At 51.4% G+C, this 26,477-nt stretch carries 24 protein-coding genes and 1 pseudogene; 10 read left to right on the plus strand and 15 right to left on the minus strand.

The window, feature by feature from the left end:
• Positions 1-192 precede the first annotated feature (192 nt).
• Positions 193-711: a molybdopterin-guanine dinucleotide biosynthesis protein MobB gene (gene mobB, locus OGW44_RS00085; protein ID WP_029139699.1), complete on the minus strand. Its 519-nt coding sequence runs from the start codon at positions 709-711 to the stop codon at positions 193-195.
• Entirely contained in the window at positions 693-1,277 is a 585-nt protein-coding gene (mobA, locus tag OGW44_RS00090) for a molybdenum cofactor guanylyltransferase MobA (protein ID WP_016157861.1), read from the minus strand. Before mobA ends, mobB begins: the two co-directional genes overlap by 19 nt.
• Before the next feature lie 69 nt (positions 1,278-1,346).
• Between mobA and OGW44_RS00095 the strand changes: the two genes are divergently transcribed.
• The 3 genes from OGW44_RS00095 (at position 1,347) to dsbA (ending at position 3,319) form a co-directional block, all read left to right on the plus strand.
• Positions 1,347-1,616, plus strand: a complete 270-nt coding sequence (locus OGW44_RS00095) for a YihD family protein (protein ID WP_003028616.1) — start codon at positions 1,347-1,349, stop codon at positions 1,614-1,616.
• A 76-nt stretch (positions 1,617-1,692) separates the two neighbouring features.
• Positions 1,693-2,679, plus strand: coding sequence for a serine/threonine protein kinase (locus OGW44_RS00100; protein ID WP_016155155.1), 987 nt, complete (start codon positions 1,693-1,695; stop codon positions 2,677-2,679).
• A 16-nt stretch (positions 2,680-2,695) separates the two neighbouring features.
• Positions 2,696-3,319, plus strand: a complete 624-nt coding sequence (gene dsbA / locus OGW44_RS00105; RefSeq protein WP_016155156.1) for a thiol:disulfide interchange protein DsbA — start codon at positions 2,696-2,698, stop codon at positions 3,317-3,319.
• 13 nt (positions 3,320-3,332) lie between these two features.
• Here dsbA and yihG read toward each other — a convergent pair whose 3' ends face one another.
• Positions 3,333-4,202 (minus strand): 1-acylglycerol-3-phosphate O-acyltransferase, YihG family, encoded by an 870-nt coding sequence (gene yihG / locus OGW44_RS00110; protein WP_260490299.1) that lies wholly within the window; start codon positions 4,200-4,202, stop codon positions 3,333-3,335.
• Between yihG and OGW44_RS00115 the strand changes: the two genes are divergently transcribed.
• From OGW44_RS00115 to spfP, 3 genes are all read left to right on the plus strand, one after another.
• A complete protein-coding gene (locus OGW44_RS00115; RefSeq protein ID WP_260490301.1) occupies positions 4,087-4,422 on the plus strand; it encodes a hypothetical protein in 336 nt (111 codons plus the stop codon). The genes yihG and OGW44_RS00115 overlap by 116 nt on opposite strands.
• A gap of 215 nt (positions 4,423-4,637) precedes the next feature.
• Entirely contained in the window at positions 4,638-7,424 is a 2,787-nt protein-coding gene (gene polA, locus OGW44_RS00120) for a DNA polymerase I (protein ID WP_181546580.1), read from the plus strand.
• 166 nt (positions 7,425-7,590) lie between these two features.
• Positions 7,591-7,638, plus strand: coding sequence for a small protein SpfP (gene spfP / locus OGW44_RS25720; RefSeq protein ID WP_071892919.1), 48 nt, complete (start codon positions 7,591-7,593; stop codon positions 7,636-7,638).
• 119 nt (positions 7,639-7,757) lie between these two features.
• Here spfP and yihA read toward each other — a convergent pair whose 3' ends face one another.
• Positions 7,758-8,390: a ribosome biogenesis GTP-binding protein YihA/YsxC gene (gene yihA, locus OGW44_RS00125; RefSeq protein WP_005121851.1), complete on the minus strand. Its 633-nt coding sequence runs from the start codon at positions 8,388-8,390 to the stop codon at positions 7,758-7,760.
• Between the two features lie 209 nt (positions 8,391-8,599).
• On the opposite strand from yihA, the pseudogene OGW44_RS00130 reads away from it, so the two are divergent.
• The 3 genes and pseudogenes from OGW44_RS00130 (at position 8,600) to hemN (ending at position 11,025) form a co-directional block, all read left to right on the plus strand.
• A pseudogene (locus tag OGW44_RS00130) lies at positions 8,600-8,848 on the plus strand (hypothetical protein).
• A 105-nt stretch (positions 8,849-8,953) separates the two neighbouring features.
• Positions 8,954-9,463 (plus strand): Der GTPase-activating protein YihI, encoded by a 510-nt coding sequence (gene yihI / locus OGW44_RS00135; protein WP_249117601.1) that lies wholly within the window; start codon positions 8,954-8,956, stop codon positions 9,461-9,463.
• Positions 9,464-9,651: 188 nt separating this feature from the next.
• Positions 9,652-11,025, plus strand: coding sequence for an oxygen-independent coproporphyrinogen III oxidase (hemN, locus tag OGW44_RS00140; RefSeq protein WP_080861134.1), 1,374 nt, complete (start codon positions 9,652-9,654; stop codon positions 11,023-11,025).
• Between the two features lie 87 nt (positions 11,026-11,112).
• Here the strand turns inward: hemN and OGW44_RS00145 are convergent, their stop codons facing one another.
• The 4 genes from OGW44_RS00145 to glnA form a co-directional block, all read right to left on the minus strand.
• Positions 11,113-11,223 carry a YshB family small membrane protein gene (locus OGW44_RS00145; RefSeq protein WP_003028631.1) on the minus strand — a complete coding sequence of 37 codons (111 nt, stop codon included), beginning with the start codon at positions 11,221-11,223 and terminating at the stop codon, positions 11,113-11,115.
• Positions 11,224-11,335: 112 nt separating this feature from the next.
• A complete protein-coding gene (glnG, locus tag OGW44_RS00150; RefSeq protein ID WP_185655063.1) occupies positions 11,336-12,745 on the minus strand; it encodes a nitrogen regulation protein NR(I) in 1,410 nt (469 codons plus the stop codon).
• Between the two features lie 11 nt (positions 12,746-12,756).
• Positions 12,757-13,806 (minus strand): nitrogen regulation protein NR(II), encoded by a 1,050-nt coding sequence (gene glnL, locus OGW44_RS00155; protein ID WP_016155163.1) that lies wholly within the window; start codon positions 13,804-13,806, stop codon positions 12,757-12,759.
• Positions 13,807-14,009: 203 nt separating this feature from the next.
• Positions 14,010-15,419 (minus strand): glutamate--ammonia ligase, encoded by a 1,410-nt coding sequence (gene glnA / locus OGW44_RS00160; RefSeq protein WP_003028638.1) that lies wholly within the window; start codon positions 15,417-15,419, stop codon positions 14,010-14,012.
• Between the two features lie 381 nt (positions 15,420-15,800).
• Here glnA and typA point away from each other — a divergent pair, with 381 nt between their 5' ends.
• Complete coding sequence (gene typA, locus OGW44_RS00165) at positions 15,801-17,624, plus strand: ribosome-dependent GTPase TypA (protein ID WP_008786988.1); 1,824 nt, start codon at positions 15,801-15,803, stop codon at positions 17,622-17,624.
• Between the two features lie 69 nt (positions 17,625-17,693).
• Here the strand turns inward: typA and ompL are convergent, their stop codons facing one another.
• The 7 genes from ompL to yihT form a co-directional block, all read right to left on the minus strand.
• On the minus strand, positions 17,694-18,386 hold the full coding sequence (gene ompL / locus OGW44_RS00170) for a porin OmpL (RefSeq protein WP_153647196.1): 693 nt from the start codon (positions 18,384-18,386) through the stop codon (positions 17,694-17,696).
• Positions 18,387-18,452: 66 nt separating this feature from the next.
• Complete coding sequence (locus OGW44_RS00175) at positions 18,453-19,874, minus strand: MFS transporter (RefSeq protein ID WP_046275264.1); 1,422 nt, start codon at positions 19,872-19,874, stop codon at positions 18,453-18,455.
• A 46-nt stretch (positions 19,875-19,920) separates the two neighbouring features.
• A complete protein-coding gene (locus OGW44_RS00180) occupies positions 19,921-21,303 on the minus strand; it encodes an MFS transporter (protein ID WP_016155166.1) in 1,383 nt (460 codons plus the stop codon).
• A gap of 45 nt (positions 21,304-21,348) precedes the next feature.
• A complete protein-coding gene (locus OGW44_RS00185; protein WP_153647197.1) occupies positions 21,349-23,385 on the minus strand; it encodes an alpha-glucosidase in 2,037 nt (678 codons plus the stop codon).
• Between the two features lie 52 nt (positions 23,386-23,437).
• Positions 23,438-24,313: an aldose-1-epimerase gene (locus tag OGW44_RS00190; RefSeq protein ID WP_153647198.1), complete on the minus strand. Its 876-nt coding sequence runs from the start codon at positions 24,311-24,313 to the stop codon at positions 23,438-23,440.
• Positions 24,314-24,331: 18 nt separating this feature from the next.
• The gene (gene yihS / locus OGW44_RS00195) at positions 24,332-25,573 is read right to left on the minus strand and encodes a sulfoquinovose isomerase (protein WP_185655064.1); all 1,242 of its coding nucleotides are present in this window, start codon (positions 25,571-25,573) and stop codon (positions 24,332-24,334) included.
• A gap of 12 nt (positions 25,574-25,585) precedes the next feature.
• Positions 25,586-26,461 carry a sulfofructosephosphate aldolase gene (gene yihT, locus OGW44_RS00200; RefSeq protein ID WP_016155170.1) on the minus strand — a complete coding sequence of 292 codons (876 nt, stop codon included), beginning with the start codon at positions 26,459-26,461 and terminating at the stop codon, positions 25,586-25,588.
• Between the last annotated feature and the right edge of the window lie 16 nt (positions 26,462-26,477).

The raw sequence follows: 26,477 nt of genomic DNA on the forward strand, positions 1-26,477 counted from the left end.
TCAGAAGTGAAACGCCGTAGCGCCGATGGTAGTGTGGGGTCTCCCCATGCGAGAGTAGGGAACTGCCAGGCATCAAATAAGTGAAGAAGCCCATCCTGCCGGATGGGCTTTTTTGCGTCTGCAGGGAATGAAAACTGCCGGATGTGACCTCCCGCCTGATCCGGCCTACAAAAGCGTATCACGACACAGCAGCTATCTTCTTATCCATTGCGTAACAAAATCGGCAACTTGCTGTATATCGTTGATATCTAACAATGGAACATCCACCGCAAGCGGAATATCACTGGCAACCGCGATAACATAGTTGTCTAACGCCAGGTCCTCTGGACTGTGCCCGCAACCGTCGCGAAAAAGAACGATCTTAGCAACAGGTTCATGCTTAAAGCCTTCAACCAACACCATATCCAGTGTAGAAGCATCCATCCTGCTTACCAGGTACGCTAAATCCAGTTCGGGCTCTTCCGGGGTCTCTACCATTAATGCCCAGCGCTGCTGGCTGGCGACCAGGGTTTGTGCTGCACCGGCTTTGCGTAGCTCATAGCTATCTTTGCCGGGCTTATCAACATCCATATTGTGATGAGTATGCTTAATCAATCCGGGACGAATGCCTCTGGCACGTAGCTCCGGGATCAATTTTTTAAGCAGCGTAGTTTTTCCCGTTCCGCTCCATGCTGCTATAGCGAGTAATGGGATCATGATTTGTCCTGCCATTTTGCAAGTTCTTCAGGGGTGTTCACGTTCACGAACGCATCTTTATGATCGCTGAAATCGACAGCATGACCGCCAGCCTGGCGCATAAAGACCATAACGCGTCTTTCACCGGACTGAAGATAATCCTGTAGCAAGGGTTGCATGGTGCGGTGCATTAGCGCAATGGTCGGATGATCTCTTTCGCCATCATGCACCCAGACAACCGGTGCAGCTTTGCGCTGTTCCTTCAAACGTTTGACCAGATCGTGAGGAATATAGGGCATATCGCACGGGCAGAACAGAAACCACTCCCCCGCTTGCTGCAGGAATACCGATAGCATCCCGGCCAGTGGGCCAGGGAAATCGGCCAATGAATCAGGGATAACTTTCAGGCCGCTTTGTTGGTAAATATCCCGGTGGCGATTGGCATTAACCACCACGGTTTCGACCTGTAAAGCGAGGGTATCGGCCACATGCCGCCAAAGAGGTTTACCATCCAGCTCAAGCAGACCTTTATCGGTTCCGCCCATCCGTCTGGCCTTACCGCCTGCCAGCACAACCCCTGTTATTGCACTATCCAGAATCACTGATATCGCCTCTTTTAATGTGGGATTGACCCTGCTAACGTATCTGTATTGAGCCTAAGGAGCACAACCATGAAATGTAAACGTCTGAATGAAGTTATTGAACTCCTCCAGCCGGCCTGGCAGAAGGAACCCGATCTTAACCTGATGCAATTTTTACAGAAACTGGCGCAAGAGTCAGGTTTTGACGGCGAACTGGCGGATTTAACTGATGACATTCTGATCTATCACCTGAAAATGCGTGACTCGGCGAAAGACGCCGTCATCCCAGGTATTCAGAAAGATTATGAAGAAGATTTTAAAACCGCACTACTCCGCGCACGTGGCGTAATTAAAGAGTAAAAGCTTGTAATCGCCACCACCGAAAGCGCTGCGAAATGATATCCTGAATCATTCGTAGTATTTTCCGGATGATGGGATGAACGACAACGCTTTTAATTTCCAGACGCTACACCCGGATACCATCATGGATGCACTGTTTGAGCAGGGGATCCGGGTGGACTCCGGGCTTACCCCGCTTAACAGCTATGAAAACCGTGTCTATCAATTCCAGGACGAAGACCGTCGACGCTTTGTCGTTAAGTTTTATCGCCCTGAACGTTGGTCTGTCGAGCAGATCCAGGAAGAGCACCAGTTTGCTCTGGAACTGGTAAGCGATGAAGTCCCGGTAGCTGCACCGCTGGTACTAAGCGGCCAAACGCTGTTAAGCCATCAGGGTTTCCATTATGCGATCTTCCCCAGTGTCGGCGGACGGCAGTTTGAGGCCGACAATATCGATCAGATGGAGGCGGTGGGGCGCTATCTGGGGCGTATGCATCAGACCGGATGCAAGCGTACTTTTGCCTTTCGCCCGACGATTGGCCTTGAAGAATACCTGACTGAGCCGCGTAAGCTTTTTGAACACGCACAGTTGATCCCATCAGGGCAAAAAGCGGCTTTCCTGAAGGCAACGGATGCGCTTATCGCGGTCGTTACCGAACGCTGGCATGCACGTTTTACCACGTTACGTCTGCACGGTGATTGTCATGCCGGTAATATTCTGTGGCGCGATGGTCCGATGTTTGTCGATTTAGATGATGCCCGCAATGGCCCGGCTGTTCAGGATTTATGGATGCTCCTCAATGGCGATAAAGCTGAACAACGCATGCAGCTTGAAACCATTATCGAGGCTTATGAAGAGTTTAGTGAGTTCGACACCTCTGAAATCGGACTGATAGAACCTTTACGCGCTATGCGTTTAGTTTATTATCTTGCCTGGCTAATTCGACGTTGGGCTGACCCTGCGTTTCCAAAAAACTTCCCGTGGTTAACCGGGGAAGATTACTGGCATCGTCAGACCGCGACCTTTATTGAGCAGGCAAAAATTCTGCAAGAGCCCCCCTTACAATTAACGCCAATGTATTAATCGGAGAAATTTGAACATGAAAAAATTATGGCTGGCGCTGGCTGGTATGGTTTTAGCTTTTAGCGCATCTGCAGCGCAGTTCCAGGATGGCAAACAATACATCACTCTGGAAAAGCCTGTTGCGGGTGAACCGCAAGTGTTGGAGTTCTTCTCCTTCTACTGCCCGCACTGCTATCAGTTTGAAGAAGTTCTTCACGTCTCTGATAACGTGAAGAAAAAACTGCCGGAAGGCACCAAGATGACTAAGTACCACGTCGAGTTTCTGGGGCCGTTGGGCAAAGATCTGACGCAAGCTTGGGCCGTTGCTATGGCGCTGGGCGTTGAAGATCAAGTAACCGTTCCGTTGTTTGAAGGTGTTCAGAAAACCCAGACCGTTCAGTCTGTAGCTGATATCCGTAAAGTGTTTGTCGACGCGGGTATTAAAGGTGAAGACTATGATGCGGCATGGAACAGCTTCGTGGTGAAATCACTCGTGGCGCAGCAGGAAAAAGCGGCGGCTGATTTACAGCTGCAGGGCGTTCCGGCAATGTTCGTGAATGGCAAATATCAGGTAAATCCGCAGGGCATGGATACCAGCAGCATGGATATCTTTGTACAACAGTATGCGGATACCGTGAAGTATCTGGTTGGTCAGAAGTAAAAGCAAAAGCCGGTCACTTGTGCTGACCGGCTTTTTCATTTGAGGCTTTAATCGCGTCGAGCTGCGCGTCTTTCTCACTCCACAGCGTATTAAGCCATAGCTGAAACCGACGCTTGAATCCCTTATCGTTCACGTAATCACCGTGCAACCCTTCATGAATTGGCTCCAGATTTATCCGCACGACAATACGCGTTAGCTTACCGCTCAGCATATCGTAGAACGGTCGGCTGCTATTTTCCGGATAGCACAACGTGACGTTCAACATTTTATCGAACTGTGACCCCAGTACGTTCAATGCCATCGCAATACCGGCCGCCTTTGGAGGGAGCAAGTTTTGATAAGGAGAGCGGGTTTGCTCACGTTTCTCTTTGGTAAAGCGTGAACCTTCGACAAAATTCACAATAGTTGTCGGGTGTACGCGAAACTTCTCGCAGGAACGACGCGTTGTTTCGACATCTTTACCGCGCCGTTCTGGATGACGGAGCAGGTAGCCACGCGAATAGCGTTTCATAAACGGCATATCCAGCGCCCAGCAGGCCAAGCCAATAAAGGGCACCCAGGCCAGTTGTTGCTTGAGGAAATATTTATTCATGGGGATGTGCTTACGGAACAGCACGCAAAGCACAACGATGTCAGCCCAGCTGTAATGGTTACAAATGAGCAGATACCAGTTTTTCTTGCTAAGACCTTCCAGTCCCTCGACATCCCACTTCAGTCGCGGATTGAGGTGTAGCAGTAGCGCCAGACCTTCACACCAGCAGTACATCATGAAATTACAGAAGACAGAAACCTTGCGCCAGACAACGGGAACGGGCAAAAGGAGTTTTACAACCCCGGCAAGGATGATCGGCACAGAACAAAAAATCGTGACCAATATGGTCAATACGATACTCAGCAACAGCGTTATCGCAGCGAGTATTCTCGTCATAATTAAATTATTCAAAAGGTTAGCCATAGATAGTGCGCTAAAGAGGCGCAAGGGGCTGATTTTATCAGAAAACGAACCAAATGATGGATCTTCCCTGAATAGAAAAAAAGGGAAGATCTATCCACATCAGGATATAAGCTGTATAAATGGAATAAAATGCTACGCATTTATTTAAGTTTCTGAAATATATATATAAATAAAATGACGTGTTAATTTCATTGCTATATTTAAAGAGCTGAAAATTATTTATTCACAAAGTTATCCACAGTCTTCTTTGCGAGCAAAGCAGAAGATCTACAAAAGTTTTTCGACAAATGCGGCGAAAAACTCATGTTTTCATCCTGTCTGTGGCATCCTTTACCCATAATCTGATAAACAGGCACGGACATTATGGTTCAGATCCCAGAAAACCCACTTATCCTTGTAGATGGCTCCTCTTACCTGTATCGCGCATACCATGCGTTCCCGCCGCTGACTAACAGTGCAGGAGAACCTACTGGCGCGATGTATGGTGTCCTCAACATGCTGCGTAGCTTGATTCTGCAATATCAGCCGACCCATGCTGCGGTGGTATTCGACGCTAAGGGTAAAACCTTCCGTGATGAGTTATTCGAACACTACAAGTCACACCGCCCACCCATGCCGGACGATCTGCGTGCGCAGATTGAGCCTCTGCATGCGATGGTAAAAGCGATGGGGTTGCCACTGCTGGCCGTTTCGGGCGTGGAAGCAGACGATGTCATCGGTACGCTGGCGCGAGAAGCAGAGAAGGCGGGTCGTCCGGTGTTGATTAGTACCGGTGATAAAGATATGGCTCAGTTGGTGACGCCGAATATCACCCTGATCAACACCATGACCAATACGATCCTCGGCCCGGATGAAGTGGTGAATAAATATGGTGTTCCACCAGAACTGATCATCGATTTCCTGGCGCTGATGGGGGATTCCTCAGATAACATCCCAGGCGTTCCTGGCGTAGGTGAAAAAACCGCGCAGGCTCTGCTGCAGGGGTTGGGGGGGCTGGATACCCTCTATGCTGAATCAGACAAAATCGCGGGGCTGACTTTCCGTGGTGCGAAAACTATGGCGGGCAAGCTTGAGCAGAATAAAGAGGTAGCGTACCTCTCTTATCAATTAGCTACCATTAAAACGGATGTTGAACTGGAGTTGACCTGCGAGCAGTTGGAAGTACGTCAGCCGGCAGCGGATGAACTGCTTGGCCTGTTTAAACAGTACGAATTCAAGCGTTGGGTTACTGACGTTGAAGCGGGTAAATGGCTACAGGCGAAAGGAACGAAGCCGGCGGCAAAACCACAGGAAACTATCGCCGTCGATGAAACGCCTGAGGGGCCGGCCACGGTTCTCTCGTATGATAACTATGTGACAATTCTGGATGAAGCGACGCTGGAAGAGTGGATTGCGAAGCTGAAAAAAGCGCCTGTCTTTGCCTTCGATACTGAAACTGACAGCCTGGACAACATCTCTGCGAATCTGGTTGGCCTGTCTTTTGCCATTGAACCGGGTGTGGCTGCATATGTTCCTGTTGCCCACGATTACCTGGACGCCCCCGATCAGATCGCTCGCGACCGCGCGCTGGCATTGCTGAAGCCGCTGCTGGAAGATGAGAACGCGCATAAAGTCGGGCAAAACCTGAAGTACGATCGCGGTATCCTGGCGAACTATGGCATTGAACTGCGTGGCATCACCTATGACACCATGCTCGAATCCTACATTCTTAACAGCGTCGCTGGCCGACACGATATGGACAGCCTGTCGGACCGCTGGCTGAAACATAAAACCATTACCTTTGAAGAGATCGCCGGAAAGGGCAAAAACCAGCTGACCTTTAACCAGATAGCGCTGGAAGAAGCCGGACGTTACGCTGCGGAAGACGCCGACGTTACGCTACAGCTCCATCTCAAAATGTGGCCAGAATTGCAGCAGCATAAAGGACCGCTGAACGTCTTTGAAAATATCGATATGCCGCTGGTTCCTGTTTTGTCTCGCGTTGAGCGCAACGGTGTGAAAATCGATCCGGCTGTTCTGCACAAACATTCAGAAGAGCTGACGCTGCGTTTGAACGAGCTGGAGCAAAAAGCGCACGAGATCGCCGGAGAAGCGTTTAACCTCTCTTCCACCAAGCAACTGCAAACTATCCTGTTTGAAAAGCAGGGTATTAAGCCGCTGAAGAAAACCCCTGGCGGCGCGCCATCAACGTCGGAAGAGGTACTGGAAGAGCTCGCGCTCGATTACCCATTGCCGAAAGTGATCCTGGAATATCGCGGCTTAGCAAAACTGAAGTCGACCTATACGGATAAGCTTCCGTTGATGATTAACAAGAAAACCGGGCGCGTTCACACCTCCTATCACCAGGCGGTGACCGCTACCGGGCGCTTGTCATCCACGGATCCAAACCTGCAGAACATCCCGGTACGTAATGACGAAGGTCGTCGTATTCGTCAGGCGTTTATTGCGCCAGAAGACTACGTGATTGTCTCTGCAGACTACTCACAGATTGAACTGCGTATCATGGCGCATCTCTCGCGTGATAAAGGTCTGCTTACCGCATTTGCCGAAGGGAAAGATATTCACCGCGCAACGGCGGCGGAAGTCTTTGGCTTACCGCTGGATTCCGTGACTGGTGAACAACGCCGCAGCGCGAAAGCCATCAACTTCGGTCTGATCTACGGGATGAGTGCCTTTGGTTTGGCGCGCCAGTTGAATATTCCACGTAAAGAAGCACAGAAGTACATGGACCTCTACTTCGAACGCTACCCTGGCGTGCTGGAATATATGGAACGCACCCGTGCACAGGCAAAAGAGCAAGGTTATGTCGAAACGCTGGAAGGGCGTCGTCTCTATTTACCGGATATTAAATCCAGTAATGGCGCTCGTCGCGCTGGTGCAGAGCGCGCGGCAATTAACGCCCCGATGCAGGGTACTGCCGCAGACATTATCAAACGAGCCATGATTGCGGTGGACGGGTGGCTGCAAACCGAGCAACCACGTGTGCGCATGATCATGCAGGTACACGATGAACTGGTGTTTGAAGTGCATAAAGATGATCTCGAAAGCGTCTCTAAAAAGATCCATCAACTGATGGAAAACGAGACCCAGATTGATGTGCCGTTGCTGGTGGAAGTCGGTAGTGGCGAAAACTGGGATCAGGCGCACTAAGGGTTTACTGAATAACGCCCCTTTTTCGTAACTAAGCAACATAAGATAGAACTTTTTGTGATGTCCATTAGAATTCCCTATGTAAGGAATGAAAAAAAATTACAAAAAGTGCTTTCTGAGCTGCTCAAAAAAGAGTAAAGTTATTCACGTAGGGTACAGAGGTAAGATGTTCTATCTTTCAGACCTTTTACTTCACGTAATCGGATTTGGCTGAATATTTTAGCCGCCCCAGTCAGTAATGACTGGGGCGTTTTTTATTGTGCGAAAGAAAAGTTTCGTACAGGCTGTAGGCCGGATAAGACGCGCAGCGGCGCTATCCGGCATATCGGTGGGTTACTCCCCGTCCTGCATCTCTTCAATCGGCGCCAGTTCACTAAACCAGCTATCCAGCTTCTGCCGAAGTTTGTCCACGCCCAGTTTTTTCAGTGATGAAAATGCTTCTACCTGTACATCACCGTTAAATGCCAGTACGGCTTCACGTACCATATTCAACTGGGCTTTGCGCGCACCGCTGGCCAGCTTGTCTGCTTTAGTCAGCAGTACCAGAACCTGAACGTTGCTCTCAACCGCCCACAGGATCATCTGCTGGTCGAGGTCTTTTAGCGGGTGACGAATATCCATCAATACCACCAGACCTTGCAGGCTCTGACGTTTTTCCAGATATTCAGCCAGCGCGCGCTGCCATTTGCGCTTCATCTCTTCCGGAACTTCGGCATAACCGTATCCTGGCAAATCGACCAGGCGTTTGCCGTCAACGACTTCAAACAAGTTGATGAGCTGAGTACGACCCGGCGTTTTAGATGTACGCGCCAGACTCTTTTGATTCGTCAGGGTATTTAGCGCACTGGATTTGCCTGCGTTGGAACGGCCAGCAAAAGCCACTTCGATACCGGTATCGGAAGGTAAGTGGCGAATATCAGGCGCACTCATCACAAAGTGCGTCTGTTGATAATTCAAGTTAGTCAAAGCAGTCCTCTCCATCAATCAGGGCTTTGCAGCGATTATACCTGAACCCCAGCAAAAGGCTGGTTTTTCGACGCGTAGGCTATGTAAGTAAAAACCTCGCACTTTGTGAGACATTGCCGATAGTTTCTATACGAGATGACAGAGTAAAAAATGACGTAACTAAAATAAATCATATAGTTAAGATAAGGCACTATTCTTAAAGTCCGAAATTGTTACCCAGGTTACTTGTACGTTTAAACCAAAGCGGTAAAGTAGCGCCCATAGCGAGGAAGCTGACAGGATAGTCGACTCAGGATGAGGGTCAGGAGCGCCAGGAGGCGAAGACACAGGATTGTCAGGGAGACAAACGTCCGGAGACGTTAGTAAAAGGAAATGGAAACAACACGGAATGTTTCAGGCTAAGGGAAAAACAGGGTGTGTTGATAGCCAACAAGGATTGTAGAGCCCGTAAGGGTTGAGAGTCAGGAAAAAAGGCGACAGATTACTCTGTCGCCTTTTTTCTTTATTTCTGCTAGATTCCGGCGCAATTATATACTGAATAAAACAGCCAAAGACGAATCATGATGAAACCAACTTCTACACCACGCGGTAAAGGTCCTGCAAAAACGCGTCGTAAAACACGCGAAGAAATTAATCAGGAAGCTCGCGACCGTAAGCGCCAGAAAAAACACCGTGGTCATGCGGCGGGTAGCCGTGCGTCCGGTAGCGAAGGCGCATCTGGTGGCGGAAACCAAAATAAGCAAAAAGATCCTCGTATTGGCAGCAAAAACCCCATTCCATTGGGCGTGACCGAAAAAGTCACCAAACAGCACAAACCGAAGAGTGAGAAACCTATGCTTTCACCACAGGCTGAGTTGGATTTACTGGAAACGGATGAGCGCCTGGATGCGCTGCTGGAGCGTCTTGAAGCAGGAGAAACCCTGAGCGCGGAAGATCAGACCTGGGTTGATGCCAAGCTGGACCGCATCGATGAGCTGATGCAAAAGCTGGGTCTTTCTTACGATGACGAGGAAGAAGAGGAAGAGGAAGAAAAGCAGGAAGACATGATGCGTCTGCTGAAAGGCGGCAACTAACGGTTTTACACCGTGGGTCTTCCCGTCCTGCTTATAACCCTTCCGGTTATATGTTATCTGGTGTGGTTATTCGTTAAACTACAGCGGTTGTCGCGGCGACAGAAGTGGCTGCGCAACCGGTTTATTACCCGCACTGGGGTTAAGCCGGTACGCCGTACCCGCCAGAGACGCCATCGGAAGGAGTGAGTATGTCAGAGCAGTTAATAGACTGGGACCTGGCCCTGATCCAGAAATATAACTATTCCGGGCCACGATATACCTCGTACCCGACCGCGCTGGAGTTTTCTGAAGACTACGGCACAGAAGCATTTCTAAAGGCCGTGGCGCGTTATCCTGAGCGTCCGCTCTCGCTGTACGTTCACATCCCGTTCTGCCACAAACTGTGCTACTTCTGTGGCTGCAACAAGATTGTGACTCGCCAGCAGCATAAAGCAGATCAATATCTCGATGCCCTGGAACAAGAAATTATCCATCGCGCACCGCTGTTCGCCGGACGCCATGTCAGCCAGCTGCACTGGGGCGGCGGCACGCCAACGTATCTGAATAAAGCGCAAATCAGCCGTTTGATGTCACTGCTGCGTGGCAATTTCAACTTTAACGACGATGCCGAAATCTCGATCGAAGTGGATCCGCGTGAAATCGAGCTGGATGTCCTTGATCATTTACGCGCTGAAGGTTTTAACCGTTTGAGCATGGGAGTGCAGGACTTCAACAAAGAAGTCCAGCGCCTGGTGAACCGTGAGCAGGATGAGGAGTTTATCTTTGCGCTGCTGAATCATGCGCGGGAGATTGGCTTTACCTCAACGAATATCGATCTGATTTATGGCCTGCCAAAACAGACGCCAGAGAGCTTCGCCTTTACCCTGAAACGCGTGGCTGAGCTGAATCCAGACCGTCTGAGCGTCTTTAACTACGCGCACCTGCCGACGCTGTTTGCTGCCCAGCGCAAGATTAAAGATGCCGACCTGCCCAGCGCGCAGCAGAAGCTGGATATCCTGCAGGAGACCATCTCTTCACTGACCGAAACTGGCTATCAGTTCATTGGCATGGATCACTTTGCCCGCCCGGATGACGAACTGGCCATTGCTCAACGCGAGGGCGTTTTGCATCGCAATTTCCAGGGCTATACCACCCAGGGGGATACCGATCTGCTGGGGATGGGCGTATCGGCCATCAGTATGATTGGCGACAACTACGCGCAGAATCAGAAAGAGCTGAAGCACTATTACCAGCAGGTAGACGAGCAGGGGAATGCGCTGTGGCGCGGAATTGCCCTGACCCGCGACGACTGCATTCGTCGGGATGTTATTAAGCTCCTGATCTGCAATTTCCGCCTCGACTATGCCGCCGTGGAACAGCAATGGGGTCTGAACTTCGCTGACTATTTTGCCGAAGACCTGAAACTGCTGGCGCCGCTGGCGAAAGATGGGCTGGTGGATGTGGATGAGAAGGGGATTCAGGTTACGTCGAAGGGGCGTCTGCTGATTCGTAATATTTGCATGTGCTTCGATGCATATCTGCGCCAAAAAGCGCGTTTGCAGCAGTTCTCGCGCGTTATTTAGCCGGGTTGCCCGGTGGCGCTTCGCTTACCGGGCCTACGAAATCTCAATACGTAGGTCGGGTAAGCGAAGCGCCACCCGACAAACCCGCTAGCTGAACAGCCCAACCAGCGCCGCACACAGCACGGCGGCAACCGCAGTTTGTGGCGTATGGCTTTCAACCGCACCGCTCGATAGCAGATTTATCATTGATTCCAGCATGATGACTTCCCCCCGTTTGCCGGGCACGATCATACTTAACTCATCGGAACAGTAAAGCGCAAAATAGCAGCAATTTGCGCTCAATTATCAATCTTTACACAGTGACCGATCGTCACTCCATTCCGAGTTCTTTTAACTTTCGCGTCAAGGTATTACGGCCCCAACCGAGCAGCCGTGCCGCTTCCTGTTTATGCCCCTGGGTATGACGTAGCGCGGTGGTCAGCAGCGTGCGCTCCATCTCCGGTTGGGCCTCTGAAAGCAGGTTTTGATGACCGGAACGTAATGCCCGATCCGCCCACTGTGCCAACAGGGTTGCCCAACTGTCTGGCTGCATATGGGACGGTGCGTCAGGCACGGTGGTTTCAAACAGTTCGCTCGGTAAGTCCTGAATGAGTACTTCCTGTCCGGCGGCCATTACGGTTAACCAGCGACAGGTATTCTCAAGCTGACGCACGTTTCCCGGCCATGACAGACGGGTGAGCGCCGCCTCGGTTTCAGTGTGTAATTGCTTGGCTTCTACTCCCAGTTCGCGGGCGGCCTCCTGCAGGAAATGACGCGCCAGGCGTGGGATATCTTCCCGACGTTCGCGCAGTGGCGGCAGATGCACCCGGATGACGTTCAGGCGATGGAATAAGTCCTCACGGAATTTGCCTTCCTGCACCCGCAGTTCCAGGTTCTGGTGCGTGGCGGCGATAATACGTACGTCCACCTTCACAGGCGCATAACCGCCAACGCGGTAAAACTGTCCATCGGCTAATACGCGCAATAAGCGTGTCTGCACGTCCAGCGGCATATCGCCAATTTCATCGAGGAACAGCGTGCCGCCGTCTGCCTGTTCAAAGCGCCCCTGACGAATCGTATTTGCCCCGGTAAACGCCCCTTTTTCATGGCCAAACAGCTCAGACTCGATCAAATCTTTCGGAATAGCAGCCATGTTCAGCGCGATAAACGGTGCTTTGACGCGCGGACTATGACGGTGCAACGCATGGGCGACCAGCTCTTTACCGGTCCCGGACTCTCCGTTAATCAATACGCTGATTGAAGAACGGGACAGGCGACCAATAATGCGAAAGACGTCTTGCATTGCCGGTGCTTCGCCGATGATGTCGGTTGTTGGGCCGTTGATTTGAATATTACGCGGCTGCTGCTGTTCCTGATAATGGCTGATGGCGCGTTCGACCAGCGCCACGGCTTCATCAATATCAAAAGGTTTGGGCAGATAATCAAACGCCCCTTGCTGGTAGGCGCTGACGGCAGCATCCAGATCGGAGTGTGCGGTCATTATGATGACCGGAAGCATCGGATGCCGCTGTTTGATCTGCTTTAACAGCGTCAGGCCGTCCATGCCCGGCATACGGATATCCGACAGCAGTACGTCCGGCGTTTTGCTGGCCAGCGCGTCCAGTACCTCTTTACCACTCTCAAATGTAGTGCAGCTTAGTCCTGCCCCTGCGAGCGCACGTTCAAGCACCCAACGGATGGAACTATCGTCATCAACTACCCAGACTATTCCTCGTTGCATAAACGTCACCTTTATTTCCTGATAGGCAGGTAAACCGAGAACTCGGTATGACCCGGCCAACTGGTAAATTCAATTTTGCCGGAATGTTGATCAATCAAATTACGGGCGATGGATAATCCAAGGCCGGTACCGCCTTCGCGACCGCTGACCATTGGGTAGAACAGCGTGTCCTGCAAATGCGAGGGAATTCCCGGGCCGTTATCCTCAACATCAATCCGCGCCGCCAGACGATAACGCATACCGTGCAGCGTGAGCTGAAACGCGGTGCGGGTACGCAGAATAATCTCGCCGCCTTCCGGTCCCAGCGCCTGCAAAGCATTGCGCACGATGTTCAGCAAAACCTGCTCGATCTGGTCCGGGTCGTGCAGTAATTCAGGCAGACTCGGGTCGTAATCACGAATCAGCGTGACGTTTTCCGGCAGCTCCATCGAGACCAGCGCCACCACGCGCTCCGCCACTTTGTGAATACTTTCCGTGACGTGCATTCCCGGCTGTTGTGGTCCCAGCAGACGGTCGACCAGATTACGCAGGCGGTCGGCCTGCTCAATAATGACTTTGGTATATTCGGTCAGCGCCGGGTCCGGAAGCGCTTTACTGAGTAGTTGCGCCGCGCCGCGTAATCCACCCAGCGGGTTTTTAATTTCGTGCGCCAGGCCGCGCACCAGATCGCGGGCAGCAATCTGCTGGGCGTGCTGGAGCTGTTCCTGGCTCAGACGGCGCTGGTTATCCATTGGCGCCATCTCCAGCAGGATAAGGCCATCAGGCAGCCTCTGAGCGGTCACAGAGAGGATATGTGAGTGGCTATCTATCACCAGCGTCACTTCGTTATCCGTAAAGCCCTGGCCTGCTTCCAGGCTCTCTCGCATCAGCCCGATGTTTAAGGAGAAATAACTCAACAGATCGGGAAGTGGGGTACCAAACAGTTTGCGGGAGCTTTGGGCGAGCAGCTGTTGTGCCGCCGGGTTGGCGTAATGTACCGCCAGCTCATCGTCGACGAGTAAGATGCTGTTGATTAAAGAATTGAGGATCTGCCCAGCATCGGGCAGCGTGCCGGTTGCCATTCAGCAGTCTCCTGAAAAGTGTTGCACCAATTTAGTGCATTATAGCTTTTTACATCAAAAAAGCGCGAGGAAGCAGGTTGTTAGTGGAGAAAAAAGCCCATCCTGGGATGGGCTAAAAGTTCCACGGCAACTTAAAGACTCTATATTTTTCTTGCTACAGCCGCGTGGGTCGCAACAAGAAATCTACGGAGTATTGGTACTAATTAAACGCTGTAGTACAGCTCAAACTCTACCGGGTGCGGAGTCATACGCACGCGGTCATCTTCTTCGCGACGCAGCGTAATGTACGCATCGATCGCTTCATTGGTGAACACGCCGCCTGCAGTCAGGAACTCACGGTCCAGATCCAGTTCTTTCAGTGCTTCTTCCAGAGAACCAGCAACCTGTGGGATCTCTTTCGCTTCTTCCGGCGGCAGGTCGTACAGGTTTTTGTCCATGGCTTCGCCTGGGTGGATCTTGTTCTTAATACCGTCAAGACCCGCCATCAGCAGTGCTGCGAAGCACAGGTACGGGTTAGCAGCCGGGTCCGGGAAACGCACTTCGATACGACGCGCTTTCGGAGAAGCCACTACCGGAATACGGATAGAAGCAGAACGGTTACGGGCAGAGTAAGCCAGCATTACCGGCGCTTCGTAGCCTGGGACCAGACGCTTGTAAGAGTTGGTGGTTGGGTTAGCCAGCGCGTTGATCGCTTTAGCGTGTTTGATTACGCCGCCGATGTAGAACAGCGCCTGCTCAGACAGACCCGCATATTTGTCGCCAGAGAACAGGTTTACGCCGTTCTTGGACAGGGACATGTGGCAGTGCATACCGGAACCGTTATCGCCAAACATAGGTTTTGGCATAAAGGTCGCGGTTTTACCGAAACGGTGAGCGACGTTGTGAACCACATATTTGTAGATCTGAATTTCGTCCGCTTTTTTGGTCATGGTGTTAAAGCGGGTCGCGATTTCGTTCTGACCTGCGGTCGCCACTTCGTGGTGATGCGCTTCAACAACCAGGCCCATTTCTTCCATGATCAGACACATGGTAGAACGGATGTCCTGAGAAGAATCTACCGGAGGAACTGGGAAGTAACCGCCTTTCACGCCAGGACGGTGACCTTTGTTACCACCTTCGTATTTGGTGGAGGAGTTCCATGCGCCTTCGATGTCATCGATAGCCACGTGGGAACCGGAAATGGACGCGCCGAAACGGATGTCGTCAAACAGGAAGAACTCTGGCTCAGGCCCGAACAGAACGGTGTCTGCAATGCCGGTAGAACGCAGATACTCTTCAGCGCGTTTAGCGATGGAGCGCGGGTCGCGGTCGTAGCCCTGCAGCGTACCTGGTTCCAGGATATCGCAACGGATGATCAGGGTGGACTCTTCATAGAACGGGTCGATAAGTGCAGTAGACGCATCTGGCATCAGAACCATGTCTGATTCGTTAATGCCTTTCCAGCCACCGATTGAGGAGCCGTCAAACATTTTGCCTTCTTCAAAGAATTCGGCATTTACCTGATGAGCAGGAATAGTGACGTGCTGTTCTTTACCTTTGGTATCAGTGAAGCGTAAATCAACAAACTTCACTTCGTGTTCGTTCAGCATCGTCAAAACGTGTTCAGCGGACATACTTACTCTCCCGGATTGGTCATGGTCGTCGTGGTAACGAAGTCTTCAATTCTGCAAAAAATTGGCCGTGTCGCCGTAAAAAATATAAAGCGAAATCTGTGCCAACTTTTAAATTGCCCCTAAAAGGCGTTATCATGCGCACTATCGTGCAAAGGGGCTGCACCATGAAGGTTGTATTGCACCATTATAGTGCTTTAATGTGAACATTAAGCACCATATTGGTGCAAAGCATGTCAGATTACCCCCTTTTAACGCTCCGTGAATGTGATCACAAAGAAACTCTGCAATACTTGTTTGCGGAGGATGTTTGTGATCCTGTTTTGTACTGCGATTAATCCGTGTACAATAACGCGCTATTTCTAAAATGCCTGAGGCAAAGTTGTGATCGAAAATTTGCGTAACATCGCCATCATCGCGCACGTAGACCATGGTAAAACGACCCTGGTAGACAAGCTGCTCCAACAATCCGGTACGTTCGATGCACGTGCTGAAACCCAAGAGCGCGTGATGGACTCCAACGATTTGGAGAAAGAGCGTGGGATTACCATCCTCGCTAAAAACACCGCTATCAAATGGAATGACTACCGTATCAACATCGTTGATACCCCAGGGCACGCCGACTTCGGTGGTGAAGTTGAACGTGTAATGTCCATGGTCGACTCCGTGCTGCTGGTGGTGGATGCAATGGATGGTCCGATGCCGCAGACGCGCTTCGTGACCAAAAAAGCCTTTGCCCATGGCCTGAAGCCAATTGTTGTTATCAACAAAGTTGACCGCCCTGGCGCGCGTCCTGACTGGGTTGTTGATCAGGTATTTGACCTGTTCGTTAACCTCGACGCTACCGACGAGCAGCTGGACTTCCCGATCGTTTATGCTTCCGCGCTGAACGGTATCGCAGGTCTGGATCACGAAGATATGGCTGAAGACATGACTCCGCTGTATCAGACCATCGTTGATCGTGTTCCGGCTCCAAGCGTAGACCTTGATGGCCCGCTGCAGATGCAAATCTCTCAGCTGGACTACAACAACTACGTTGGCGTAATCGGCATCGGCCGTATCAAACGCGGTAAAGTTAAACCGAACCAGCAGATCACTATCATTGATAGCGAAGGCAAAACCCGTAACGGTAAAGTCGGTAAAGTTCTGACCCATCTGGGTCTGGAACGTATCGAGAGTGATATTGCCGAAGCGGGCGATATCATCGCGATCACCGGTTTGGGCGAACTGAACATCTCCGACACCATCTGCGACCCGCAGAACGTCGAAGCGCTGCCGGCTCTGTCCGTTGATGAACCGACCGTAACCATGTTCTTCTGCGTAAACACCTCCCCGTTCTGTGGTAAAGAAGGTAAATATGTTACCTCTCGTCAGATCCTTGACCGCCTGAACAAAGAGCTGGTGCACAACGTTGCGCTGCGCGTCGAAGAAACCGAAGATGCGGATGCGTTCCGTGTATCCGGTCGTGGTGAGCTGCACCTGTCTGTTCTGATCGAGAACATGCGTCGTGAAGGTTTCGAAATGGCGGTTTCCCGTCCGAAAGTAATCTTCCGCGAAATCGACGGCCGTAAACAAGAGCCGTTCGAAAACGTAACGCTGGACGTCGAAGAGCAACATCAGGGTTCTGTCATGCAGGCTCTGGGTGAGCGTAAAGGCGACCTGAAAAACATGAATCCAGATGGCAAAGGCCGCGTACGTCTTGACTACGTGATCCCAAGCCGTGGTCTGATCGGCTTCCGTTCAGAATTCATGACCATGACTTCCGGTACCGGTCTGCTGTACTCCACCTTCAGCCACTACGACGATGTTCGTGCGGGTGATGTGGGTCAGCGTCAGAACGGCGTACTGATCTCCAATGGCCAGGGTAAAGCAGTTGCGTTCGCACTGTTCAGCCTGCAGGACCGCGGTAAGCTGTTCCTGGGGCACGGTGCTGAAGTTTACGAAGGCCAGATCATCGGTATTCACAGCCGCTCTAACGACCTGACTGTAAACTGCCTGACCGGTAAGAAACTGACCAACATGCGTGCGTCCGGTACTGACGAAGCAACGGTTCTGGTTCCGCCGGTTAAGATGACTCTGGAGCAGGCTCTGGAATTCATCGATGACGACGAACTGGTAGAAGTTACCCCAACCTCTATCCGTATCCGTAAGCGTCACCTGACTGAAAACGATCGTCGCCGTGCAATGCGTGGCGCGAAAGAAGAGTAATTAACGCTCTTTCTCAGGTAAGCATAAAAAAGCCGCTGATTTCAGCGGCTTTTTTTATCATCAGGAGAATTAGAAGAAATACTTTGCCCCAACACGAATCTGGTTTTGTTCGCGATGATAGGGTTCAACATTGCGATCTAACCAGCGTAATTCAAGGTAGGGTAACCAGTGTTCATTGATACGATACTTAAAGGTATTGGTAATTTCCCAGTGATGATCTTTTCCATTGCTGCTATTGAAGTCATTGACTCGCATAAAATAGTGCGGTTCAAAGGTATAGGAAAATTTATCGGTAATGGTAAAGTTCCAGTAGTTGCCTATTTCATAGGTATCATTATTATCCAGCTCACCGTTTAGGTCGGTTGAACTGTAGTTATTATGGTTATATCGATTACGCACGGTAAGATTAAACCACGGAGTAAATTTATAGTTAACATCCAGATAAAAAGCACCGCCTGAGCCAATACTCTTATCGTTTATTAACCCTCCAGGCTGGATTGTTAATTTATCTGTTGGTTTAAATAACGGATACCAACCCTCTATTTCGTTATAGCCGTGTTTTAACTCATCCTTGCGTTGCATAGTGTAGGTATTCGTGAGCATGATACCTGCGCCCATATCGGAGTTATAGCCAACGCGCAGCATGACCTCCATTTGATCGGATGCCAGGTTATATGCTTCGCGGTTTTCTACATAGACTCCAGCGAAAGCAGAGGTTGATACTACAGAGGTTAAGAGAATTATTGTCGTTAATTTTTTCATGATAAATCCATTTTTTACGCGTAGGGAGGCCGCCATCCATTGGGATGGAATAGGCGGCAATTATTTTTATACGTTTACAGCAGAGGTGTTCTTTTTATTAGTAATAGGGTCCGGTTGGATGTTGTTTTTCTTCCGTTGGCTGATTTCCTCAATAATAAAAGCAAAACGAGTTTCGTTGAGCTTATAAAAGAAGCCCATCGTGAGTGCTGCAATAATTGCAAGTCCGCAAGGCCAGAGGAAAATAAGCTGACGCAAACCGAGCAGTGTGGCATCGCTCTGGACTATATTGGGGATATAACCGATTTGCGTCAGCATGATGCCCGGCAGGAAGCCTGCGAGCGCAGCAGAAATTTTGCGAGAAAAGGTATAACCCGTATACACCGAACCTTCCGCACGGATCCCCGTTTTCCATTCGCCATAATCGACCGTATCCGGAACCAGTGCCCAGTTTAGACTGTTAACAAAAGCGGTTCCGAAGAAGGCCATGCAAGAGAACGTGACGAATAAAAATGACGTACTGCCCCAGAAAAAGTTCAGCACATCACCGATAGCCCATAGCGCCAGGCCACCGAGGTAAACCTGCTTTTTACCGAAGCGTTTTACAGCTGTGGGAACCAGCAGTACCCCAACCAGAATGCATCCCATGCTGAAGAAACCCATCCACGACAGCAGATGAATATCGTTGAGCACGTACTGGGTGTAATACACCTGGATCGCCAGCTTGATGTTGAATGCCGCCAACGTGCACAGATTGGCGACACACAGCACCAGCAGTGGAGGGTTACGGAAAATGGCGCAGAACGACTTGAGAATGCTGGGCTTATGGTGATCCGGCACGATCTCGATATAGCGTTCCTTCACACCGCTAAAACACCACCACATGCTGAACAGTCCGCAAACGGAGAAGATCAGTGCGGCAATCAGATAACCCAGCGAAGGTGAACTAACAAATAGCGCCTGAATAGGCATAAAGCCAACAGTACACAGTAACAGGCCTACGGTAGCTCCACCCTGACGCCAGGCGGCGAGCTGAGCTCGTTCATGCGGGTTTTTCGTGATCGCGGGCACCATCGCGCCGTAAGAGCAGTTCATCAGGCTATAGAACAGCCCGAACAGCATAAACAACACTGTCGCCAGCCCGGTTTTCACCGTTAGCGTAAAATCTGTCGCTAAAAACTGCGCGCTGGCAACGACAGCAACAGGAAATGATGCATACAAAATAAAGGGCCTGAATTTCCCTTTTGCGCCAATATTACGCCTTGAGTCCAGCAACACACCGGTCAACATATCAGTGAAAGCGGTGAAGAACTTCGCCACCAAAAAGATAATCCCACCGTAATACGCCGGCATCCCTAGTTCATCGGTATAAAATTTAAGCAGATACAGCGTACCGATACACAGCATCAAATTTGAGCCGAAGTCACCCACTCCGTAGGAGAATTTTTCACGCAGGCTCAGTTTTAGCGTTAGCGGATCATGAAAAGACATAATCGCTCCTCAATAGCGCCCCGTAGAGCGCTATTCATTATTATTATCAAACGGGTTGTTTACGCGCTTCTATCTCTTCAACGATGCGGACATACATCTTCTCGTTAAGGTTGTAGAAACAGCCCATAGCTACAATGGTGATCACCGCCAAGGCGCAGGGATAAATAAAGATCAACTGACGCAATCCTTCGACCGTACTTGCAGATTGCACCACATTGGGGACGTAGCCGATTTGCGTCAGCATCCATCCCGGGAAGAATCCTGCCAGCGCTTGTGACACTTTACGGAAGAAGGTGAATCCGGTGTAGACAGTCCCTTCCGATCGCACACCGGTGCGCCACTCGCCGTACTCCACCGTGTCCGATACCAGCGCCCAGTTCAGGCTGTTGACGAATGCTGAGCCGAAGAACGCCAGACAAGAGAACGCGACAAAGCTGACGGAGCCGCCGCCAAAGAAGTAGTTAAGCAGATCGCCCGCCACCCAAATCAGCAAACCGCCGATGTAGACTTTTTTCTTGCCGAAACGTCTGACCATGCCAGGCATCAGGAAGACGCCGATGAAGATACAGCCCATGCTAAAAAAGCCCATCCAGGAAAGGAGGATCGGGTCATTAAGAACGTACTGGGTGTAGTAGACCTGTATTGCCAGCTTGACGTTAAACGCGCCAAGCGTGCAAAGGTTGGCAATGCACAGAATAAACAGCGGGCGGTTACCGGCGATGGCGCGAAAGGATTGCAGCAATCCCGGTTTTTGCGCGGCATCAACGGGTTTCACTTCCACGTAACGTTCTTTTACCCCGGCATAGCAGAGCCACATAAACAGCAGGCCAAACAGAGAAAACAACGTGGCGGCGAAGATATAACCCAGCTGCGAGTTGCCTTCGATCAGGTTCATTACGGGAACAAAACCGACGGTACACAGCAACAGACCAAGGGTTGCGCCACCTTGCCGCCAGGCGGCAAGCGACGCGCGTTCGTCAGGATTTTTCGTAATCGCGGGAACCATCGCACCATAAGAGCAGTTCATCATGCTGAAAAACAATCCGTACAGCATAAACAGCACCGTTGCCATGACCGTTTTACCGGTTACTTCAAACGGTGTACCGACAAAGTTTGCAATCGCCAGCAAGGTAACCGGAAATGCGGCATAAAGAACGAACGGACGGAATTTTCCCTTCGGGCCGATTTTGCGGCGGGAATCAAGCATAATCCCGGTGCCCATATCGGTAAACGCGGTAAAAAACTTGGCGATGAGGAAAATGATACCGCCATAAGTTCCTGGTAAACCAAGGACATCGGTATAAAACTTGAGTAAATAGAGCGTACCAATATCCAGCAGGATATTGGAGCCTAAATCACCCATCCCATAGGCGAGTTTTTCTTTGAACGGCAAGCGTAGGGTTGCCGGATTAGAGGAAGTTTGACTCATTATTATTCTCCATGTGCCCGCGAGTTTCCCCGCGGGCGAGCCGCATTAGATGTTGCGTAAAGTGGCAAACAGTGACGCCCATTCACTCTTCGCGCGATAAAACACTGGAGGCTTGCCAATAGGCGCATCCACGGTAATTTCACCGCCCTGGTAAGTTTCCCCGGTCCAGATGTTGACCCAGCTATCCTCCGGCAGATACAGAGTCCAGTTTTGCTGGCCTTGTTCGTGAACCGGCGCAACCAGCACATCCTGTCCCAGCAGGTACTGATATTTCAGGGTGTAGGTCCGCGCATCGTCTTCGTAATGTAGGAATAGCGGACGCATCACCGGCAGACCGGTGGCGCTGTTTTGCGCGACCGCCTGTTTCAGATACGGTTTAAGGGTGGTAAAGACGGTGGTCATACGAGCAAAGTGGGCGATGGTTTCAGCATCACCATCAAACTGCCAGTTATCGCCAGGGCGGTTACCTTCGTGGGTGCGCATCATCGGCGTGAAGGCGCTAAAGTCACACCAGCGCAGCAGCAGCTCTTTGCTGCGTTTCATTTCAAATAGGGTGGTGTAGCCGCCGATATCGCTGTGGTGCAGACCGTGGCCGCTCATCGCCAGTGACAGCGCTGCAGGAACGACGGAAGCTAGACCGTCGTCAAGGCTCCAGTCAACGTTCTGATCGCCTGCCCACATCATGGTGGAGTATTTCTGGCTGCCGGTGTAACCCGCACGCATAAAGAACAGGATCTCGCCGAGCTTGCCAGTCTCCTGTAACGCTTCGTAGTTACATTTCGCCCACAGCGCAGGCCAGGCGTTATGCATAATTTCAGCGCTAATACCATTGTGCAGGTAAGTGTCGGTTGGCAGGTATTCGCCAAAGTCGGCCATCCAACCGCCGCATCCCAGCTCAATCATGTTCTTTTTGATGACTTCTTTGAACCAGGCGTAGGCTTCAGGGTTGGTCAGGTCCACCACGCCGCCGTAAAACTCGCCAAACTCAACCAGATAGTCAGCGCCAGAGGCATCTTTCGCCAGATAACCGTGCGCAGCCGCTTCAGCGCAGAGATCTTTATCGCTGGCGACGTACGGGTTGATGTAGGAGAGGAATTGCACGCCTTCTTCTTTCCACTGCTTAATACGGCTATCCAACTGAGGATAGTTGTCGCTGTTCCACTTCCAGTTCCACATCACGCGTTTGCCAAAGGAGGTCATGCGGATCCCGGACCAGTCCTGCGCCCAGATGCCGTTTACTTTCACGCCTGCGTTACGCATGGTGTCCAGTTTGTTCTGGCAAACCTCAGTACCGCCTTGAATACCGAGCGTGACGCCATCGTAGATCCAGTCCGGCAGCTCCGGCTGGCGTCCTAACAGCGCGGTCAGTTTTTCCAGTAAAGAGATGTAGGTGTCAGCGCATTCAAATCGTAGGGTGGTTTTGTCCTCCCACAATGCCAGTTCGTGATACTCCGGCACGCTGAAGTCGAAATTCATATAGCAGCTGTTATCAACGTGGCAGTAGTACTTCTGCGTGCTGACGAAGGTCGGCTGCGGGAAAAAGGTCCAGTAGTAGTCACCACCGGCATTTTCTTTGCAGTCTGCCTGCCAGGTGACATAGCTATTTTTGTTACGGCCCACGCCCTGTTCGCTGGTCCACAGTGGGAACGGTTTACCGCGTAAGTCGAAATAAGAGAACTGTTCACCGCAGCCGTAAATATGATCGTCCGGGTTGGCAGCCAGACGCAGCCAGATGCGGTTATGGCTGAGGTCGTCGTTGTGCAGATCCAGCTTCAGGCGACCCTGTTCATCGGTGGAGATGTGCAGCGTGGCGTTGATGGTGTTACCGCGACTGAAATGCACCTGCCAGCCGTCAGGCGACTCGCTGACCGTGGCGTCGGTCAGGGCAATCTTCTCATTGAGTTTGTCTTTAATGCTGAAGTTGCCGCGGAACATATCAATATCGGCAACGCCAGCGCCGATCCACAGGCAGGGGGTTTCTGTGCTGTGACGTAAAATCAGGCGCTGGTGGTATGTCAGCGTAAAGCCATTCTGTAACGTCGTTAGTTCTAAAGCGGTTGACCGTTGTTGTAGCGAATTCATTATCGTCTCCGTAAAAATAGGGTAATTCGGTAATTTTTGTTTTGGGATAAGGTTATTCGGCACCGATTAAAAAATGCATCCGATGCATCTCGCCGGGTGCCAGAGAGATAAGACTGATGCCTGAATTAAAGGCATCTGGCGGGCAGGTCATGGGTTCTACGGCAAGCCCCAGACGGTGTAATTTCTCGCCGCTGTAAATCTGTAGCCACGGCTGGTCGCAACGTAAGTACGTCGTCATATTTTTCGTTGCACTGAACATGCTGACTTCCCATTCACGCCCGGACACAGGGGTTTTAAAGGTGTGATCGATCTGCGTTGCAGCGACAGGGCGCGGCGTGGTGAAATTCAGCGCGGTATTCTCAACGCGATGCGTTCCCAGGGTATCAATGTCAAAGACCTCATCTGTCGGAAGAGTGAGCGTACAGCTATCTATCTTCTCAAGACCACAGGTCAAATAGGGATGAGCGCCAGAACCATAAGGCGCTGATTCATCACCAATATTCAGCGCAGTAATAAAAATGTGCAGACCGCTTATTGCATCAAGGCGATATGTTGTTTCAACCAGTAATGAAAAGGGATAACCATAAGAGGGCGGCAGAAAAATCATCAGCGACACTTCCGATGCCGACTGCTGGTTAATCTGCCAGTCCCGCCAGGCCAACAGCCCGTGAATGGCGGTATGCGAAATAGGGTCGTTAACGGCAAGCTGGAAGGTCTTGCCGTTATGTTGATAGCTGCCGTCTGCAACGCGGTTTGGCCATGGGACTAACACTTTTCCTAAATGCGCCTGCGGCATCTCTTCCGGCTTATGTGGAATAACGATGTGACGCCCACGATGCATCAATTCTGCCAGCCCAGCGCCAACCGTGACGATTTTCGCCTCGTAGTGTCCGGCCTGAAGATGAATGGTTTTTCCACCACTATGCATGGCTGCTATCCTTGTGACTTATTTGGCGTTGATATCCAGAAGACCGGCAGCAACCGCCGGAGCAAGGCCCGGAGCCAGCGGTAGACGCGGGATTACCAGGCAGTGCAGCAGGTGATAAATGTCCTGCTTACCGTCCCAGACTTTGGTGGTCACTTTGTTATCGGTGTCCAACTCCTGCCACCATGAACCGGTCTCGTAGTCCATCAGATAGGTGATGCAGTAATCCCACCACTTCTGGTACCAGGCTTCGTACTGGCTGTCGCCGGTGAGGGTATACAAGGCATAGGCGGTACCCATGGCTTCGACTATCGGCCAACGCACTCTTTCGCGAACGATTGGTTTACCGTCCCAGTCCACCGAATAGACAAAACCATCCGCACCGTCCGGTGCCCAGGCATCACGGATGGTGGCGTGGAACAAGCCTTTGGCATCTTCCAGCAGCCAGGCGGGAGGCGTTTCGAGGCGGGCTTCCAACGCGGCATGCAGATGCAGCATCAGACGGCCCCATTCGATCCAGTGGCCCGGCGTGCCGCCGTATGCGCGGAAACGGTGAGCAGGGTTATCCTTGTTGTAATCGCGGATTGGGTTCCACTGTGAATCGAAGTGCTCGTTGACGCGATACTCCCCGCTGCGGGCCACGTCGTGAATAATCACCGAAGCAATTCGCAGTGCGCGATCGAGCCATTTACGGTCATGGGTAACGTCATAAACGATCAGGAAAGCCTCGACCGCGTGCATGTTGGCGTTACCGCCACGGTAATCTTCCGTCTGGCTGAAGGCTTCGTCCCAGGACTCCAGGCACATCTGCTCGTCTTCGCTCCAGAAGTACTTTTCAATCACCTCGATGGCGTCATCCAGCAATTGTCTGGCCTGTGGATGACCGGTAGTGACCGCGCTTGCCGCGCCGAGCAAGACGAAGAAATGCTGATAACCCTGCTTGGAGGCGTCCATCACGCCTTCGTCATTTACGCAGGCGTACCAACCGCCGAAGCGTGTGTCGCGTAGCGCACCGTTCAGCGCTTTAATGCCGTGATCGACGAGTTGGTATGCGCCAGGCCGACCCATCGACGCGGCAACGGAGTAGACGTGCAGCATGCGGGCGGTGATCCACAGATGTGTCCCCATATCTGCTCTGACCTGACCACTGTTTCCCAGCCAGCCAAATCCGGTAGGTACCGCAGCGTTCTTACCAAAGTTAAAGATGCGATCTGTTTCCTGCTCCAGCCAGCGGTTGTGGCTTAGGGTGTTAAACCATTTCATTCTGAGATCCTCTTAGCGCCGGGCCATCATTTCATCGACGATATCGCCCAGACGCTGCAACTTAGGTGCGGAAACATCACGCAGCATCAGTTCGGTATCCGGCAGGCCAACCACGGATGACCAGACCGCACGTCCGGCCAGGAAGCCGGATGCGCCAGCGGTCATTGCTACGCTGACCGCGCGTGGGAACAGTTTTTCATCCACACCGGAGGAGAGAATGACCCACGGCATGTTGATGTTTTCATTCAGGCGCTGAGAGGCGCTAAGCAGCTCTTGTTGGGTTCCTTTGCCGTACAGAGGCATTTCGACCTTGTAGAGATCGGCACCGCTATCACCCAGTTCTTTCGCGGCATCGATAATGGCCTGTTCACGATCGAACTTATCGCCACGACGTGGTGGGCGAACAACCGGCTCGATGATGCTCAGCAGGCCATTGGAATGGCACAGTTCATTGAATTCTCCCACCATATCAAGACGTTGTTGGGCATCTTCATCGCTACGCCACAGCACCAGCAGTTTGAGGGCCTTGGCACCATCTTGCTTCACGGTCTGCGGGTCGATTTTTTTATCAATCACCACGCTATCGACCGGAATACCGTTACCCGGAATGAACTCATCAGCGGCCACAATCATGGCGCAGTTTTTGGCGACCGCGTTTTGCTCTACAACCTGGCGGTAGCAGAACTGCTGATCGACCAGAATGGCGGAGGCATAGGGGGAAAGGATCTTCGCCGCATTGACTTTGAAATCGGTCAGCACGCTGTCATTGACCGGGGATTTTGCACCCGCGGCGGCAAACATTAAGCGCATGGCTTCGCGCTGATCGACCGCCAGCATGGCAAACCCGCCGGAAGCTCGGGTGATATCTTTCAGGGTGTACTTGGTCATTGTTCAGTCCTTTTAC

Source organism: Citrobacter sp. Cb023 (assembly GCF_030336805.1).
Classification (GTDB): domain Bacteria; phylum Pseudomonadota; class Gammaproteobacteria; order Enterobacterales; family Enterobacteriaceae; genus Citrobacter; species Citrobacter braakii.

What these genes read in the sequence shown, in the direction of transcription:
- OGW44_RS00190 (WP_153647198.1), bottom strand. Translation starts at nt 24,313, where the DNA reads ATGCATAGTGGTGGAAAAACCATTCATCTTCAGGCCGGACACTACGAG.
- glnG (WP_185655063.1), bottom strand. Translation starts at nt 12,745, where the DNA reads ATGCAACGAGGAATAGTCTGGGTAGTTGATGACGATAGTTCCATCCGT.
- OGW44_RS00185 (WP_153647197.1), bottom strand. Translation starts at nt 23,385, where the DNA reads ATGAATTCGCTACAACAACGGTCAACCGCTTTAGAACTAACGACGTTA.
- hemN (WP_080861134.1), top strand. Translation starts at nt 9,652, where the DNA reads ATGTCAGAGCAGTTAATAGACTGGGACCTGGCCCTGATCCAGAAATAT.
- OGW44_RS00115 (WP_260490301.1), top strand. Translation starts at nt 4,087, where the DNA reads ATGAAATTACAGAAGACAGAAACCTTGCGCCAGACAACGGGAACGGGC.
- ompL (WP_153647196.1), bottom strand. Translation starts at nt 18,386, where the DNA reads ATGAAAAAATTAACGACAATAATTCTCTTAACCTCTGTAGTATCAACC.
- OGW44_RS00175 (WP_046275264.1), bottom strand. Translation starts at nt 19,874, where the DNA reads ATGTCTTTTCATGATCCGCTAACGCTAAAACTGAGCCTGCGTGAAAAA.
- dsbA (WP_016155156.1), top strand. Translation starts at nt 2,696, where the DNA reads ATGAAAAAATTATGGCTGGCGCTGGCTGGTATGGTTTTAGCTTTTAGC.
- glnA (WP_003028638.1), bottom strand. Translation starts at nt 15,419, where the DNA reads ATGTCCGCTGAACACGTTTTGACGATGCTGAACGAACACGAAGTGAAG.
- yihI (WP_249117601.1), top strand. Translation starts at nt 8,954, where the DNA reads ATGAAACCAACTTCTACACCACGCGGTAAAGGTCCTGCAAAAACGCGT.
- yihS (WP_185655064.1), bottom strand. Translation starts at nt 25,573, where the DNA reads ATGAAATGGTTTAACACCCTAAGCCACAACCGCTGGCTGGAGCAGGAA.
- OGW44_RS00145 (WP_003028631.1), bottom strand. Translation starts at nt 11,223, where the DNA reads ATGCTGGAATCAATGATAAATCTGCTATCGAGCGGTGCGGTTGAAAGC.
- OGW44_RS00100 (WP_016155155.1), top strand. Translation starts at nt 1,693, where the DNA reads ATGAACGACAACGCTTTTAATTTCCAGACGCTACACCCGGATACCATC.
- glnL (WP_016155163.1), bottom strand. Translation starts at nt 13,806, where the DNA reads ATGGCAACCGGCACGCTGCCCGATGCTGGGCAGATCCTCAATTCTTTA.
- yihT (WP_016155170.1), bottom strand. Translation starts at nt 26,461, where the DNA reads ATGACCAAGTACACCCTGAAAGATATCACCCGAGCTTCCGGCGGGTTT.
- OGW44_RS00180 (WP_016155166.1), bottom strand. Translation starts at nt 21,303, where the DNA reads ATGAGTCAAACTTCCTCTAATCCGGCAACCCTACGCTTGCCGTTCAAA.
- polA (WP_181546580.1), top strand. Translation starts at nt 4,638, where the DNA reads ATGGTTCAGATCCCAGAAAACCCACTTATCCTTGTAGATGGCTCCTCT.
- OGW44_RS00095 (WP_003028616.1), top strand. Translation starts at nt 1,347, where the DNA reads ATGAAATGTAAACGTCTGAATGAAGTTATTGAACTCCTCCAGCCGGCC.
- mobB (WP_029139699.1), bottom strand. Translation starts at nt 711, where the DNA reads ATGGCAGGACAAATCATGATCCCATTACTCGCTATAGCAGCATGGAGC.